The 16,251-nt window shown below is 30.6% G+C and carries 11 protein-coding genes and 1 rRNA gene; all 12 read left to right on the top strand.

What is annotated here, in order from left to right:
- Positions 1 to 469 precede the first annotated feature (469 nt).
- Complete coding sequence (locus QX51_RS00815; protein ID WP_039678002.1) at positions 470 to 1,009, top strand: helix-turn-helix domain-containing protein; 540 nt, start codon at positions 470 to 472, stop codon at positions 1,007 to 1,009.
- Positions 1,010 to 1,121: 112 nt separating this feature from the next.
- Complete coding sequence (gene potA / locus QX51_RS00820; protein ID WP_039678003.1) at positions 1,122 to 2,183, top strand: spermidine/putrescine ABC transporter ATP-binding protein; 1,062 nt, start codon at positions 1,122 to 1,124, stop codon at positions 2,181 to 2,183.
- Positions 2,176 to 3,027: an ABC transporter permease gene (locus tag QX51_RS00825; protein WP_039678004.1), complete on the top strand. Its 852-nt coding sequence runs from the start codon at positions 2,176 to 2,178 to the stop codon at positions 3,025 to 3,027. Before potA ends, QX51_RS00825 begins: the two co-directional genes overlap by 8 nt.
- Positions 3,028 to 3,125: 98 nt before the next feature.
- A complete protein-coding gene (locus QX51_RS00830; protein ID WP_139045057.1) occupies positions 3,126 to 3,803 on the top strand; it encodes an ABC transporter permease in 678 nt (225 codons plus the stop codon).
- A gap of 24 nt (positions 3,804 to 3,827) precedes the next feature.
- Positions 3,828 to 4,883 carry an ABC transporter substrate-binding protein gene (locus QX51_RS00835; RefSeq protein ID WP_039678006.1) on the top strand — a complete coding sequence of 352 codons (1,056 nt, stop codon included), beginning with the start codon at positions 3,828 to 3,830 and terminating at the stop codon, positions 4,881 to 4,883.
- A 105-nt stretch (positions 4,884 to 4,988) separates the two neighbouring features.
- The gene (locus QX51_RS00840; RefSeq protein ID WP_039678007.1) at positions 4,989 to 5,741 is read left to right on the top strand and encodes a MurR/RpiR family transcriptional regulator; all 753 of its coding nucleotides are present in this window, start codon (positions 4,989 to 4,991) and stop codon (positions 5,739 to 5,741) included.
- Between the two features lie 94 nt (positions 5,742 to 5,835).
- The gene (gene pfkB, locus QX51_RS00845; RefSeq protein WP_039678008.1) at positions 5,836 to 6,765 is read left to right on the top strand and encodes a 1-phosphofructokinase; all 930 of its coding nucleotides are present in this window, start codon (positions 5,836 to 5,838) and stop codon (positions 6,763 to 6,765) included.
- Between the two features lie 3 nt (positions 6,766 to 6,768).
- Entirely contained in the window at positions 6,769 to 8,631 is a 1,863-nt protein-coding gene (locus tag QX51_RS00850; protein ID WP_039678009.1) for a fructose-specific PTS transporter subunit EIIC, read from the top strand.
- A 12-nt stretch (positions 8,632 to 8,643) separates the two neighbouring features.
- On the top strand, positions 8,644 to 9,495 hold the full coding sequence (gene fba / locus QX51_RS00855) for a class II fructose-1,6-bisphosphate aldolase (protein ID WP_039678010.1): 852 nt from the start codon (positions 8,644 to 8,646) through the stop codon (positions 9,493 to 9,495).
- A gap of 198 nt (positions 9,496 to 9,693) precedes the next feature.
- On the top strand, positions 9,694 to 11,664 hold the full coding sequence (locus QX51_RS00860; RefSeq protein WP_039678011.1) for a [FeFe] hydrogenase, group A: 1,971 nt from the start codon (positions 9,694 to 9,696) through the stop codon (positions 11,662 to 11,664).
- Between the two features lie 234 nt (positions 11,665 to 11,898).
- Complete coding sequence (locus QX51_RS19230; RefSeq protein ID WP_052232796.1) at positions 11,899 to 15,501, top strand: Ig-like domain-containing protein; 3,603 nt, start codon at positions 11,899 to 11,901, stop codon at positions 15,499 to 15,501.
- Between the two features lie 543 nt (positions 15,502 to 16,044).
- Positions 16,045 to 16,251, top strand: a 16S ribosomal RNA gene (locus tag QX51_RS00870); the annotation flags it as partial.

The raw sequence follows: 16,251 nt of genomic DNA on the forward strand, positions 1-16,251 counted from the left end.
AATCAATACTTTTTTTACGAATAAAAAAGGACAAGATTTTACGACAGGCTTAGATTATGTTATTTTCGCAAAAATTAAGAAAATTTAAATTTATATTAAATGAATTTATTCTTAATATTAGTATATTTCATTAAGAGAAATCATATTAAATAAAAAAACAGTTAGGCATACTAAACTTTTAAATAATTAATATAAACATCTGTAAATATAAAAATAATAAAAACAAGCTATTTGAAGGACTTTAGAGTTTAATAAAAAAATTAAAAAAAACGAAAAAACTATTGAAATGTGCTTCATAATTTTATATAATAGCTATTGTTGTTTAGAAAATATAAACTTAATGTTTACATATAATAACATGGGAAATAAAAAAATGAGTTGAATATATTAAACTTAAAATTTACTAATAATAAAAACCAAAATTGACATAAACTTAAAAATTAAACGATAAAAAAGAGGAGGTGTTACTATGGATATAGGTGGAAAAATTAAACGTATGAGAATAGAAAAGCAGCTGACCCAGGAAGAACTGGCTAATAGATGTGAATTATCAAAGGGCTTTATATCTCAACTTGAAAATAATTTAACGTCACCCTCTATTGCAACATTAATAGATATATTAGATATTTTAGGAACGAATTTAAGGGAATTTTTTAATGAAATAAGTGATGAAAAAATTACCTTTACAAAAGATGATATGTTTGAAACAGAAGATGAAGATTTAAAATATACATTAAAATGGTTAGTTCCAAACTCACAGAAAAATGAGATGGAGCCCATTATAATAACTTTACAACCAGGTGGACAATATAAAGAAGATAAGCCTCATGAAGGTGAAGAATTTGGATATGTTTTAGCAGGCTCAATTTTCCTTCATTTAGGAGATAAAAAAAATAAAGTAAGAAAAGGTGAAAGTTTCTACTTTAAACCTAGAGCTAATCATTATATTTCCAATCCAGGTAAAAAAGAGGCAAGAGTGGTTTGGGTAAGTTCCCCACCAATGTTTTAATAGGCTGAGTGAAGCGAATTTTAAGCAACGTAGTTAATCGAAGCGGTAGCGAGATAAACTCGTTGGCGTTATGAGTGAAGCGAATTTTAAAGAATAAAAGAGGTGTTTACATTTGAAACAAGAGAACATAATTGAATTAAAAAATATAACTAAACAATATGAAGATAATGTAGTCTTAAAAGACTTAAATTTAGATATAAAAAAGAATGAGTTCTTAACATTGCTTGGACCAAGTGGGTGTGGAAAGACAACGACTTTAAAAATAATAGCTGGTTTTGAATTTGCTGATGATGGAAAAGTTTTATTCCAAGGGAAAGATGTAAATGAAATACCACCATATGAAAGACCAGTAAATACAGTTTTCCAAAAATACGCTTTATTCCCTCATATGAATGTATATGAAAATATAGCATTTGGATTAAAAATTAAAAAAATAGATAAAAAAACTATAGATGAAAAAGTTAAAAAAATGCTTAAACTTGTTGCACTTCCAGGATTCGAAAATAGAAGCATAGATTCGCTAAGTGGTGGTCAACAACAAAGAATTGCCATAGCAAGAGCCTTAGTAAATGAGCCAAAAGTTCTTTTATTAGATGAACCTTTAGGAGCATTAGATTTAAAATTAAGACAAGAAATGCAAAGGGAACTTAAAAATATACAACAACAATTAGGGATAACATTTATATTTGTTACTCATGACCAAGAGGAAGCATTATCAATGTCAGATACTATAGTTGTTATGAATAAAGGTAAAATACAACAAATGGGAACTCCAGAAGATATATATAATGAGCCAGAAAATGCTTTTGTTGCTAGATTTATAGGTGAAAGTAACATAATGGACGGTATAATGCATGAAGACTTCTTAGTTGAATTCTGTGGAAGAAACTTTGACTGTGTGGATAAAGGATTTGAAAAAGATGAAGCTATAGAAATAGTAATAAGACCAGAAGATATAAAAATGGTGAAACCAGAAGAAGGAATGTTAAAAGGTGAAGTTACTTCTTGTGTGTTCAAAGGTGTTCACTATGAAATGACAGTTGAATCATGTGGGTTAACATGGTTACTTCATAATACTAAGTCAGCAGAAGTTGGAAGTGAATTAGGTATGGATATATATCCAGAAGATATACATATCATGAAGAAAATAGGGGATGATGATTCAAATGAGTAAGAGAAATGATAAGTTAGGCTTAAAGATAACATCTCCATATATTTTATGGAGTACATTATTCATAGTAATTCCTTTATTTCTAATTGTATTCTTTGGTTTTACAAAAATGGAAGGTGGAGCTTATGTTTTCAGTTTAGAAAACTTTAAGGAATTAATGAATCCACTATATTTTAAAGTATTTTGGAGATCAATAAGACTGGCTGTAATATCAACAATACTATGTTTGTTGGTTGGATATCCCACAGCCTATATAATATCTAAATCAAAAGCATCTAGACAAAATATCTTATTAATGCTTGCTATAATACCAATGTGGATGAATTTTTTACTTAGAACTTATGCATGGTCAGCAATTCTTGGTAGAGAAGGAATACTAAATACAGTTTTAAATGCAATAGGATTAAATTCAGTTAATGTTTTATATACAGATGCAGCAGTACTTTTAGGTATGGTCTATAATTTCTTACCATTTATGATATTACCTATATATACAGTATTATCAAAAATGGATCAAGATTTAATAAATGCAGCCAAAGATCTAGGTGCTAATGGAAGACAAGTGTTTTCTAAAATTATATTTCCACTTAGTATGCCAGGAGTAGTTTCGGGAATAACAATGGTATTTATGCCAGCAGTGTCTACCTTCGTAATTTCTAAATTACTAGGTGGTGGTCAATTTATGTTAATAGGTAACTTAATAGAACAACAATTTATGTCAGTTGGAGATTGGCATTTTGGCTCAGCTATATCTTTATTCATGATGATAGTAATCTTAATTACTATGGCAATAATGAATAGATTTAGTGACGATTCAGAGAAGGAAGGCGGTGGATTACTATTATAAAGAAATTCACATCAAATATATATTTAACTCTAGTGTATATATTTTTATATCTACCAATAATAACGCTAGGAGTATTTTCATTTAATGAATCAAAATCCATGGCTAAATGGAGTGGATTTTCATTAAAATGGTATGAAAAATTATTGGATAATTCTAGAATAATGGATGCTCTATATTATACTTTATTAGTAGCAGTAGTAGCATCAATAATAGCCACGATAGTTGGAACAATTACAGCAATTGGTATACATAAGATGAGACAAGGTAAGGTAAGAGGATTATTATTAAATATAAACTATTTGCCAGTATTAAATCCAGATATAGTAACAGGGGTGGCATTAATGTCATTATTTGTATTTATTAATATGGAATTTGGATTTACTACAATGCTATTATCTCATATAGTTTTCAATATACCTTATGTAATACTTTCTGTTTTACCAAAATTAAAACAATTACCAGCAAATATTGAAGAAGCAGCCTTAGATTTAGGAGCAACACCTTGGTATGCGCTTAGAAAAGTAGTATTACCACAAATAAAACCAGGTATAATATCAGGGATGATTATAGCATTCACAATGTCGATTGATGATTTTGTTATAAGTTTCTTTACAACAGGAAACGGTGTAACAAACTTAGCAATAGAAGTATACTCAATGACAAGAAGAGGTATATCGCCAGAAATAAATGCATTATCTACAATAATGTTTATAAGTGTTCTTATATTATTAGTTTTATCTAATATAACACAAAATAAAAAGGCGACAAGTAATTAGTATAAGAATAAGGGAGGATAAAATATGAAATTTAAAAAAATATCTGCATTAGTATTAACTTTTGTAATGACTGCATCTATATTAGTAGGATGTGGAGGGTCTAAATCAAATGAAGTTTTAAATATATATAATGTTGGAGATTATATAGATGAAGATCTTATAACAAAATTTGAAGATGAAACAGGAATAAAAGTAGTATATGAGACTTATGATACTAATGAAGCTATGTACCAAAAACTTAAAAGTGGAAGTAGTAATTATGATTTAATATTCCCATCAGATTATATGGTAGAAAAATTAAAAGAAGAAGATATGTTAAATGAAATAAATTATTCAAATATACCAAATTATGAAAAAAATATGATGGATAATTTTAAAACTACTGAGTATGATAAAAACAACAAATATAGTATTCCTTACTTATGGGGAACATTTGGTATAGTGTATAACAAGACTAAAGTAGATGAAAAAGATTTACAAAACTGGGATATACTTTGGAATAAAAAATATGAAGGTCAAATTCAAATGTTAGACTCTGTTAGAGATACTATGGGTATTGCTTTAATGAAGCTAGGGTACTCAATAAATACTAAAGATAAAAAAGAAATAGAAGAAGCTAAAAACTTATTAATAGAACAATTACCATTAATCCAAGCTTATGTAAATGATGATGGAAAAGATAGATTAATGGCAGGAGATGCTGCTATGGGAATATATTATTCGGGTGATGCATCTGTAATGATGGAAGAAAACCCAGATTTAGGGTATTATATACCTGAAACAGGAACAAACCAATGGATAGATGCTATGTGTATACCAAAAACTGCAGAAAATCAAAAAGAAGCTGAACAATTTATAAACTTCATGTTAGATGGAAAAAATGCAGCACAAAATGTTGAGTATATCCAATACTCTACACCAAATAAAGCAGCATTTGAGTTATTAAGTGATAAGCTTAAAAATGACCCTAATGCATATCCAAGTGATAAGGTTTTAGAAAAATGTGAAACATTCTTAAACTTACCATCAGATGTATTAAAATTATATGATGATGCTTGGACACAAATAAAATCTCAATAGTATGTGTGGAAATAGATGAAAATATAAATTATATTTTCATCTATTTTTTATATTGAAGAAGTATATGTTATAATAAAAAATATTCATCATGAGAGGGGGAGTCATATGTTAATAGAATTAAATAAAGAAATAATGCAAAGTCTTACAAAGACAGAGAGTGAAATTATAAAATTTATAAATGATAATGAAGAAAGAATGTCTCAGCTATCTATTGTAGATATAGCTTTTGATACTTATTCATCACCTGCTACTGTTTCTAGAGCTATTAGAAAATGTGGAGTAAATGGTTTCAATGAACTTAGATATAGACTTACATCTAAAAATAATGATGATGAAATTCAAAATATGGGTGAAATTATCAACAAATCTTTCGTAGAAGCTAGACAAGTTGTAGATAGAATATCTGTTAAGAATGTATTAAATATTATAAATTGTTTAGCAAAGGCCAAGAGAATATATGTATTGGCGAGAGGTCTTACTGAATATGTGGGGGAAGAATTTACTTTAAAACTTCAGTTATTAGGATGCAATGCTATTTTCATAGATGATCCTAATATTATGCAAATAAAAACTAAAAATTTAAGTTCTGATGAGGTAGTTTTCATATTTTCATTGAATGGAGAGACTTATGAGCTTATAGAATCTGCAAAGAATACAAATTTATGTGGTGCTAAGGTTATAACGTGCTGTTGCAGTGAAACATCATCACTTTTGGAACATTCACACTACAATTTAATAGGATTTAAGCACAATCACGTTTCTATTAAAAAGTTCGAAGTATCCTCTAGAGTTTCTCTATTTATGATGTCTAGAATTATAATTGATTATATGGCTGCAAATTTAGAATTGGAAAAATAGTATAAAGGGAGTGGAAATTATTTTCATATTATGAAAAGATTTTCATTCTATTTTTTTTTATAATTGATTTATAAGATAAAGGGAGGAAAGATAAATGATTTATACTTTAACTACAAATCCTGCCATAGACATGAATATGTGTACTAATTCAATAGAAAGAAAAATTGTAAATAGAACCCATGATGTGGTGTATTCACCAAATGGAAAGGGGTTAAATGTAAGTTTTGTACTTAAACATTTTGGAGTAGATTCGAAAGTACTTGGATTCTTTGGTGGTTTCTCAGGAAAATATATTGTTGATGAAACAAGAAAGAAAGGGATAGAAATTTTCCCAGTGGAAGTAGAAGATACAACAAGAATAAATATTTTTCTTAATGATGGTGAAGGAGAATTTAAGTTTGTTAACTCAGGTTCTTTTGTTGAAAAGCAAAAGCAAGAACAAATGTTACGAATGATAGAAAATTTTGAGGATCTTGAGTATTTATCCATAAGTGGAAGTCTTCCACCAGGAATAGACACATCTTATTATGAAGAGATACTAAGGATTTGTGAGAAAAAGAATATAAAGGTAATACTAGACATTAGCTCACCAAAACTAAAATGTCTATTAAAATATAAACCATTTTTAATTAAACCAAATGATGAAGAAATAGCAGATATTTTTGGGATTATTGTTAGAGATGAAGAAGATATAAAAGATGTTCTAAAATATTTACATGAACAAGGAGCAGAGAATATTTTCTTAACTCTAGGTGAAAAAGGGTCTTATTTTTATAATGGAAAAAATATCTACTATGCAAGTGCTCATAAGGTAAAACTTTTAAGTTCAGCATGTGCAGGTGACTCAGCATTAGCAGGATTTTTAAGTATATGGCTTGAGGATGTTAACAATGAGGCAAACATTGAACATGCACTAAAAAGAGCATCGGCAACAGGAGCCAATGTGGCTGAAAGTAACGCCATAGGGGATTTAAAAAAGGTTGAAGAATACATGAATGAAATTAAAATCAGGAGGGTGGAATAATCTATGAGTAAAAAGATATTAGCAGTTACAGGTTGTCCAACAGGAATTGCACATACTTTTATGGCTGAAAAAGCCTTAAAAGTTGCAGCTAAAGAATTGGGTTGTGAAATAAAAGTAGAAACAAATGGAGCAATAGGTGTGGAAAATGCTCTGACAGCAAGAGAAATAGAACAAGCAGATGCCATAATAGTAGCTTGTGACAAAAACGTTGATATGGATAGATTCAACGGAAAGCCAGTTATTGAAGTTTCTGTAAGTGATGGAATAAACAAAGCTGAAGAATTAATACAAAGATGTTTAGATAATAAAGCACCTATAAGAAAAGGTAATGCTAGAAGAAGTAATGAAACTGAGGAAAAGGTTTCTATTGGGCGTCAAATATACAAACATTTAATGAATGGTGTATCTCACATGCTTCCTTTGGTTGTAGCAGGTGGTGTACTTACGGCAATATCATTCTTATGGGGGATATTCTCATTTGATCCAACTCATGAATCATATAATGTAATAGCAGCAACAATAAAATCTATTGGTGGATTCTCCATGGGTCTTATGGTTCCAGTTCTTACAGCTTTCATAGCTCAATCAATAGCAGGAAGACCAGGGATGCTGGCAGGTTTTGTGGCAGGTATGATGGCAAATGATAATGGTTCAGGATTTATCGGTGGTATAATCGGTGGTTTCTTCGCAGGTTATTTCACATTATTAATAGTTAATAGTTTAAGAAAACTTCCAAGACAACTAGAAGGTTTAAAATCAATATTTATAGTTCCTATAATAACAGTATTTGCATCAGGACTTTTAATGGTCGCTTTAGGTGGACCTTGTTCAGCGCTTAATGAAAGTATGATGAACTTCTTAGCAGGAATGCAAGAATCAAGCCCAATAGTACTTGGATTAGTAATAGGATGTATGTCAGCATTTGATATGGGTGGACCAGTAAACAAAGCAGCTTATGTTACAGGGACTATGTTATTAGCTCAAGGTAACTACTTATTTATGGCAGGTGTTTCAGCAGCTTGTATAACTCCACCACTTGTAATAGCTCTTGCAGCAACATTTAAAAAAGATAGATTTACAGAAGATGATCGTACAGCAGGTTTATTAAACTATGTACTTGGATTTACTCATATAACAGAAGGTGCAATACCATTTGCAGCTAAAAATCCATTAAAAGTTATACCAGTATTAATGATAGGTTCATCAGTATCAGCAATATTAACTTACATGATGAAAATAGAAGTTCCAGCTCCTCATGGTGGGTTCTTAATCTTAGGATTAGTAAATAAACCAATGATGTGGGTAGCTTGTATATTAGCAGGTTCTGCAGTAGGTGCGCTACTTTATGTATTAGTAACACCAAAAGTAGAAGTTAAAGAAGAAAATAAAATAAAAGAAGTAGTTTCTGCTCAAGGATTAGATACAGTAGTAGCATCTTTATATAGTGAAAACACTGTAGCTTTAGAATTAAAAGGTAGTACAAAAGAAGAAGTTTTAAAAGAAATGACTGACTTATTATACAAAGATGGTGTTTTAACTAATAAAGAAGAATTTTTAGCAGAAATAAATAAAAGAGAAGAAAGTGGATCAACTGGATTTGGAAATGGTGTGGCAATACCTCATGCTAAAACTAAGTCAGTAGTAAAACCAAGGGTTGCTGTAGGTATATCTAAAAAAGGTTTTGAATTTGATTCAGCAGATGGAAAACCAGTTCACTTAATATTTATGATAGCAGCAGGAGAAGGAGATAACGACTTACATTTAAGAACTTTATCTTCACTAGCTCAAAACTTAATGGAAAAAGAATATGTTGACCAAATATTAGCAAGTAAAAATGAAAAAGAAATAGTTGGTTTATTGGGATAAAGGAGAGAAAAAATGGCTTTAGTTACGACAAAAGAAATGTTATTAGATGCTCAAAAAAATGGATATGCAGTAGGAGCATTTAATGTGGAAAATATGGAAATGGTAATGGCAGTTGTAAGTGCAGCGCAGGAGTTAAAGTCTCCAGTAATAATGCAAACAACACCTTCAACAGTAAAATATGCAGATTTTGACTACTTTTATGCAAATGTAAAAGTAGCAGCTGAGAAAGCTACTGTTCCAGTGGCAATACACTTAGACCATGGAAATAGCTTTGAATTAGCAATGAAGGCTTACAGAACTGGTTATACATCAATAATGATAGATGGTTCTCATGGAAGTTTTGAAGACAATATAGCTTTGACAAAATCTGTAGTAGAAGTTTGTAAAAGTGGAAATGTTCCAGTAGAAGCAGAGCTTGGAAAAGTTGGTGGAAAAGAAGATGATTTAGATGGAGGAGAAGGTGGATACACTGATCCTTTAGAGGCTAAAGAGTTTGTTGAAAAAACTAATGTTGATTCATTAGCAGTTTCAATAGGTACTGCTCATGGAGTTTACAAAGGAGAACCTAAGCTAGATTTAGATAGATTATCACAAATAAAAGAAGTTGTAGATATTCCGCTAGTGCTTCATGGAACATCTGGTGTGCCTGATGAAGTAGTTACAGAATGTGTAAATAGAGGAATATGTAAAGTAAACTATGCAACAGATTTAAGAATAGCTTTTACAAAAGGAGTTAAAAAAGTATTAGATGCAAACCCTGATACAATAGATCCTAAAAAATACAACTCTCAAGGTAGAGAAGAAGTAAAAGAATATGTTAAATCAAAAATAATAGTTGTAAAAAGTGCAGGACAAGCTAATTAATAATACCTAAATCCATATAGAAGCTGGTATAAATGAGAGGAATAATACCTTATTTATACCAGTTTTTTAATTGTAAGGAACTTATATATAAATATAATATTCCAACTATTTTGGATGTAATTGTAAAAAAAATTTTTTAAGTATATAATGTGGGAAAGTAGCATAATTTAAGCATAAGTGTAAAAAGGAGTGGATTATATGACAAATACTAAGCCAACTATGTTACATAGTAATAGAGGGTCTGTTTTTTCTGTATTTAGTGAAGAAGAATTAAAAAATATGACTGACAGCAGTGAAAGAAAAGTGGCTATATGTGGGAGAGTAAACAACAGTGGAATAGTTGATGTTCCTAAAGGTGCTACACTTGCAGATATTATTGAGTTAGCTGGGGGTATACTAGACAAAAAAGCTTTCAAAGGAGCTCACGTTGGAGTTCCACCTTATGGAAGATTTTTATCTAAAGAAGACCTAGATAAAGAGTTAGACTTTGAATTATTTGATAACTATATTAGAGCAATAAATGTATTATCAGAAGAAGATTGTATAGTTCAATATTCTAAGTTCTATATAGACTCAGTAATAGGACTGATGCAGAATGGAAAGTCTTTAGAAAATTATGCTAAAGTAAAAGAACCAATAAAGAGAATTTGGAAAATACTGGATAGAATAAGTAAGGGCAAATCAAATATGAGGGATGTTTACTTACTTAGAACTTTAGCAGAACAAATAAAAGAAGATTTAAATCAAGAACATAGTATCATGGAAGAAATTCTGATAAACTTTTATGATGAAATTAGTGAACATATAGAAGAGAACAAATGTTATACGATGCAATGTAATAACTTGATTAAACTTACTATAACAACAAAATGTATAGGATGTGGAGCTTGTGCTAGAGTTTGTCCAGTAAGTTGTATATCTGGAGAACGTAAAAAACGACATTATATTGATTATACTAGATGTACTCATTGTGGTAGATGTATATCTGCTTGTCCAGTGGACGCTATAACAGCAGGAGATAATACTTTGAAATTTATAAGAGATTTGTCTACTCCAAATAAACTGGTAATAACACAAATGGCACCTGCTGTTAGAGTTACAATAGGAGAAGCTTTCGGATTTGGTCCTGGAGACAATGTGGAGAAAAAACTTGCAGCAGGGCTTAGAAAATTAGGTGTAGACTATGTATTTGATACAACTTGGGCTGCTGACTTAACAATAATGGAAGAAGCAGCTGAGTTACAAGATAGATTAGAGCGATATTTTGCAGGTGATAAAAGTGTAAAATTACCAATGCTAACATCATGTTGTCCAGCGTGGGTTAAATTTATAGAACAAAATTATGGAGATATGCTAGATGTACCATCCACTGCCAAATCACCTATGCAAATGTTCGCAACAGTAGCAAAAGATATTTGGGCAAAAGAAAAAGGATACAAAAGAGATGAAGTAACCTCTGTGGCTATAATGCCTTGCATTGCAAAAAAATATGAAGCCTCAAGACCAGAGTTTTCGAGAGGTCTTAACTATGATGTAGACTACGTTATAACTACTAGAGAATTAATAAAAATCTTCCAAGATTCAGGAATTGATTTAAAAGAACTTGAGGATGAAGAAATAGATCAAATACTTGGAGAATATACAGGTGGAGGAATTATATTTGGTAGAACTGGTGGTGTTATTGAATCAGCTCTTAGAACTGCCTTAGAAAACATGACAGGTAATAGACTTGATAAGATAGAGTTCGAATCTCTTAGAGGATGGGATGGCTTTAGATCTTGTGAAGTAAATGTTGGAGATTTGAAACTAAAAATAGGTGTTACTCATGGATTAGAAGAAGCAGGAAAAATGCTTGATAAGATAAGAAGTGGAGAAGAATTTTATCATGCTATAGAAATTATGGCTTGTCCAGGTGGATGTATAGGTGGCGGTGGTCAACCTAAGGTTAGAAAAAATAAGGATGAAGTTATAAAAAATAGAGGGGAAGGACTGAATAGTATAGATAGAAGTAAAGAGTTAAGGGTTTCAAAAGAAAATCCAGCAGTACAGGCTATTTATGATAAATATTTAGACCACCCACTAAGTCATAAGGCTCATGAATTACTTCATACTAGATATTTTGTAAGACCTAAGTCAGATTTTAATATTAATAAGAATAATGAAATGTAAAATTTTTATATGATTTGATTATTAAAAATAAATAAATAATAAAAAGTAGTACATCTATAAATTTTAAATAGATGTACTTTTTTATTGGAAATACAATTAACTTTAGATGTAGTAATGTAGAAGTAGTACTACCATAGTAGTGCTAAAAAAGTATACTGAATAGACATGAGAATACAATTACAATTAAATTGTAACAAAATAGTTACAAAATAAATTGTTAGAAGGGGAGAAGAGATGAAGAGTGTATTGAAAAGGTTTATATCAGTATTTACAGCATTAATACTTACTACTTCAGCATTTTTTGTAAAAGTTCCAAATGTTTATGCAGATGAAAAGAAACCTATAGGACATGTTACGGTTAGTATGGAAAAATTCACTTTAGGACTTGGTTATATTATTGAGCCGGTCTTAGTACCTATATATGAAGGTGATACAGGTTCTAAGGTAATAACAAAATTGCTTGATGAAAAATTAGGCAAAGGTAGTTATGAAAATACAGGTAGCGTAGATGATGACTCGGGTATAATAGGACAATCATTCTATTTAGCAAGTGTAAAAGATAATGATCATAGAGAGGCTAAAATACCAGAATATATTCTTAAGGAATGTGATGAACCATATGGAAGAGATAGAGATGACTGGCTAGGTGAGTTTGATTATACTTTTATGTCAGGATGGATGTATGCAGTAAATAATTGGTTTCCTAATTATGGTGCAGGTCAATATGAGCTAAAAGACGGAGACGTAATGAGATGGCAATATACAGTGTGGGGATATGGCAGTGATTTAGGTTCAACATTTATGGGTGGTGGAGATGCACTAGTAAATCCACCAGTGAAGGATGATTTAACTACAGCTATAGCAACAGTGAATAGCAATGCTGATAAAGAAAAATTACTTCAAAATAAAGAGGTAAAAGAAGCTTATGATGAAGCTATGAAAGTAGCTCAAGATATGGAAACTACAGAAGCAAAAGTAAAATCTGTAACTAAAAATTTACAAGCGAGCATAAAAAATTATGAAAAAGGTAAAATAAAGCAAACTGTTTCTAAAGCAATAAAAGAAACTGGATCTTATATGTTAAAAACTGTACCAGAAGCAGGATTTGGAACGTTTTCTGGTGAATGGACAGTACTAGGTTTAGCAAGAGGTGGAATAGAAGTACCAGAAAAATATTACAAAACATACGAAGATAATGTCGTTGAGTATGTAAAAAGTAAAAATGGAAAACTTCATGCAGCTAAATACACAGAATACTCTAGGCTTATTTTAGGGTTCTCTTCAATAGGTTTAGATGCTACTGATGTTGGTGGATATAGTATGGTAGCACCACTTGCAGACCTCAATGGAGTTAAAAGGCAAGGTATAAATGGACCAATATTTGCACTTATAGCATTAGATACTAGGGGATATGATATACCAAAAGCGGCAGAAGGAAAAACTCAAACTACTAGAGAAATGTTAATAGATTATATATTAAATCTAGAAATTACTCAAACCTCAGGAGAACTAGGTGGCTGGGCGTTAACAGGTAAAGTGCCAGATCCGGATATAACTGCTATGGCTATTCAATCTTTAGCTCCTTATTACAATACTAATGAAAAAGTAAAAGCTGCAGTAGATAGAGGATTAACTCAACTTTCAAGATTACAATTAGATAACGGAGCTTATAATAGCTGGGGAACAATGAATAGTGAATCTACAGCACAAGTTATAGTAGCACTTACTGCTTTAGGAATAGATCCATTAGAAGATGAAAGATTTATAAAAGTAAATAGTGAGACAGGAAAAGAAAGTAATTTATTAACAGGATTAATGCAATTCTATAGTGAAGGCGGTGGTTTTAAACACGTACTAAATATGGATACAGATGCTATGGCTACAGATCAAGGAATGTATGCTTTAGTTGCTTATCAAAGATTCTTAGATGGTAAATCTTCACTTTATGATATGCAAGATCAAATTAACTATACATTAGATGATGTAGAGTTATATGATGATGAAACTAAACAATTAGAAGTTAAAGGTGCACCAGGTTGTGAATTAGGTAAAGTAACTTGGTCAGTAGAAGATAAAGCAGTAGCTACTATATCAGAAGATGGAATGTTAACAGCTAAAAAAGTAGGAACTACAAAGGTGAACGCCAAAATAGGAAGTAAAACAGTAACAGCAACACTAACTGTAAAGAAAAATCCTGCTAAAATAGTAATGGAAAAAATAGATGCTTTAGGCGAAATTACTTTAGCAAAAGAAGAACAAGTAAAAGAAGCTAGAAAAGCTTATGAAGACTTAGGTGATGAATTTAAACAAAAAGTTACTAACCTAAATATATTAATAGATGCTGAAAAAACAATAGCAGCAATTAAAGAAGAAAATCAAAAAGTTGTAGATGAATTTGTTTCAAAGGTTAATGAAATTGATTTATCTGGTGGTTTTTCACAAGAAGCTAGAGGATATGTTCTAGGATTAAAAGAATCATATGACAACTTTGATTCTTACCAAAAAGCATTAGTGCCACAAGCTACATTAGACAAATTAACTAATAGTTTAAGCGAAATTGATAAGTTAGAAGTTGAAAATTTATTAGCTATATTAGATAGCATCCCAAGTCCTGCAACTGAAGATGATTTAGATAAAGTAACAGCATTTTTAGCAGCTTATGATGCTATGAGTGATTCTCAAAAATCTAAAGAAGAAGTTAAAAGTGCTAAAGCTGAGATAGATAAAATATTATTAGAAATAGATGAAGAAAAAGCTTATGAACAAATGGCAAAAGAACTTGCACAAGACGTGAAAAAACTAGAAACACCAATAGATAGAGAAAAATTAGAAACTGCTAAATCTTTAGTTAAAAGACATAAAGAGTTAAATGATAGAGCTAAATTCTATTTTAGTGAAGATAAAGAAGCAGTAGCGAATTTAAATAAAATCAAAGCAAACATAGAACAAATAGCTACAGCAGATGAATTTGATAATTCTATAAGAGATTATGTAATAGAAAATATCAATAACAAAGAAAAACTAGAAGCTGCTAAAGCTAAATTAGATAAATATAACAAATTAAGTGATGAAGTGAAATTATATGTAACAGAAAAAGAAAAAGTTGAATCATTAAAAAATGCCATATCTAAAGCAGAAGAAAATTTAGCAAAAGCTAAGGAAGTTGATGATTTAATAAATGCATTACCAGAAAAAATAACTGAATCTGACGATGAATCTGTATTATCAGTAAAAGAAAAATACGATGCATTAACAGATGAGCAAAAAGGTTTTGTAGAAAATATTGAAAAATTAAACAATGCATTAAGTCAAATTCTAGAAAAATTTGAAAAAGAATTAGAAGTAAATGATATAAAAACCATAGACGAAGTAGTAACAGGTAAAGGAGAAGCAGGAGCTGAGATAGAAGTTTATGTTGATGGAGTATTAATAGGAAATGGATCAGTAAATGAAGATGGAACTTTTGAAGTTGAAATACCAGGGTTAGAAGAAGGAGAAATAGTATTAGTTAAAATGACTAAAGAGGGATACAATACTTTAGAAGTAACTAAAACAGTTATAAAAGGTGATGAATCAACAAATCCTGGGGATGAAGACCAAGATACAGACAATGATCAAGATACAGATGAAGACCAAGACATAGACGATGATCAGAACCAAGATGGAGACATAAATGATAATGATGAGCAAAGTAATAATCAAGGCGGAAATAATAACCAAAATTCTTCGGGAAATGGAAGTAGTGTACAAACAGGAGATCCTTCATCAATTGGATATTTAGCAATGGGCTTAATAGCATTAGGTGGATTATGTTTTGTTAGAAAAAATAGAAAATAAGATAGTTATAAACTAATATATGTAAAGTAATAAGCTGAAATATAAACTTGTATTTCAGCTTATTTTATATTACAAGCTACTTTAAATGAAAATGGCTAAACCACGCATCGGATCAAGAAAAGTGAATTTTTTATAATCAGAATTACAACTATAGAAAATATCAAATAAGTTATATGCATATTAAACAAAGAAATAAAAATATAAAAAATGAAAAAAACTGTTGACCAATATCTATAATGATGATATAGTTATACATGTCCTCAAGAAAGAGGCAAACACCTAGCAAACTAAAAGTTAAGAAAGGTGTTGACAGAAAAAAATAGCTTTGATAGAATAAAGAAGCTGAAACAAACAAAGAACTTTGAAAATTAAACAGTAGGTTAACAATAAATTAATTCTTTAAGAATTAAACTGAAACAACAAACAAACCAAGCCAGATATTCAGATAATGATTAGTCTGAGCAATGGACAACTTTTGAGCAACGGATATTTCTGAAGCAATAGTGAAGAAAGATCGTTGGCGAAATGAGCGAAAGCGAATTTTTATATGAGAGTTTGATCCTGGCTCAGGATGAACGCTGGCGGCGTGCCTAACACATGCAAGTCGAGCGATTCACTTCGGTGAAGAGCGGCGGACGGGTGAGTAACGCGTGGGTAACCTGCCTCATACACATGGATAACATACCGAAAGGTATGCTAATACAGGATAACATAAGAGATTCGCATGTTTCTCTTATCAAAGCTCCGGCG

This window comes from Terrisporobacter othiniensis, from assembly GCF_000808015.1.
Lineage (GTDB): Bacteria > Bacillota > Clostridia > Peptostreptococcales > Peptostreptococcaceae > Terrisporobacter > Terrisporobacter muris.

Excerpts from the sequence above, each read along its gene's own strand:
- QX51_RS00815 (WP_039678002.1), top strand. The coding sequence starts at position 470 with ATGGATATAGGTGGAAAAATTAAACGTATGAGAATAGAAAAGCAGCTG.
- QX51_RS00825 (WP_039678004.1), top strand. The coding sequence starts at position 2,176 with ATGAGTAAGAGAAATGATAAGTTAGGCTTAAAGATAACATCTCCATAT.
- QX51_RS00830 (WP_139045057.1), top strand. The coding sequence starts at position 3,126 with ATGGCTAAATGGAGTGGATTTTCATTAAAATGGTATGAAAAATTATTG.
- QX51_RS00835 (WP_039678006.1), top strand. The coding sequence starts at position 3,828 with ATGAAATTTAAAAAAATATCTGCATTAGTATTAACTTTTGTAATGACT.
- QX51_RS00840 (WP_039678007.1), top strand. The coding sequence starts at position 4,989 with ATGTTAATAGAATTAAATAAAGAAATAATGCAAAGTCTTACAAAGACA.
- pfkB (WP_039678008.1), top strand. The coding sequence starts at position 5,836 with ATGATTTATACTTTAACTACAAATCCTGCCATAGACATGAATATGTGT.
- QX51_RS00850 (WP_039678009.1), top strand. The coding sequence starts at position 6,769 with ATGAGTAAAAAGATATTAGCAGTTACAGGTTGTCCAACAGGAATTGCA.
- fba (WP_039678010.1), top strand. The coding sequence starts at position 8,644 with ATGGCTTTAGTTACGACAAAAGAAATGTTATTAGATGCTCAAAAAAAT.
- QX51_RS00860 (WP_039678011.1), top strand. The coding sequence starts at position 9,694 with ATGACAAATACTAAGCCAACTATGTTACATAGTAATAGAGGGTCTGTT.
- QX51_RS19230 (WP_052232796.1), top strand. The coding sequence starts at position 11,899 with ATGAAGAGTGTATTGAAAAGGTTTATATCAGTATTTACAGCATTAATA.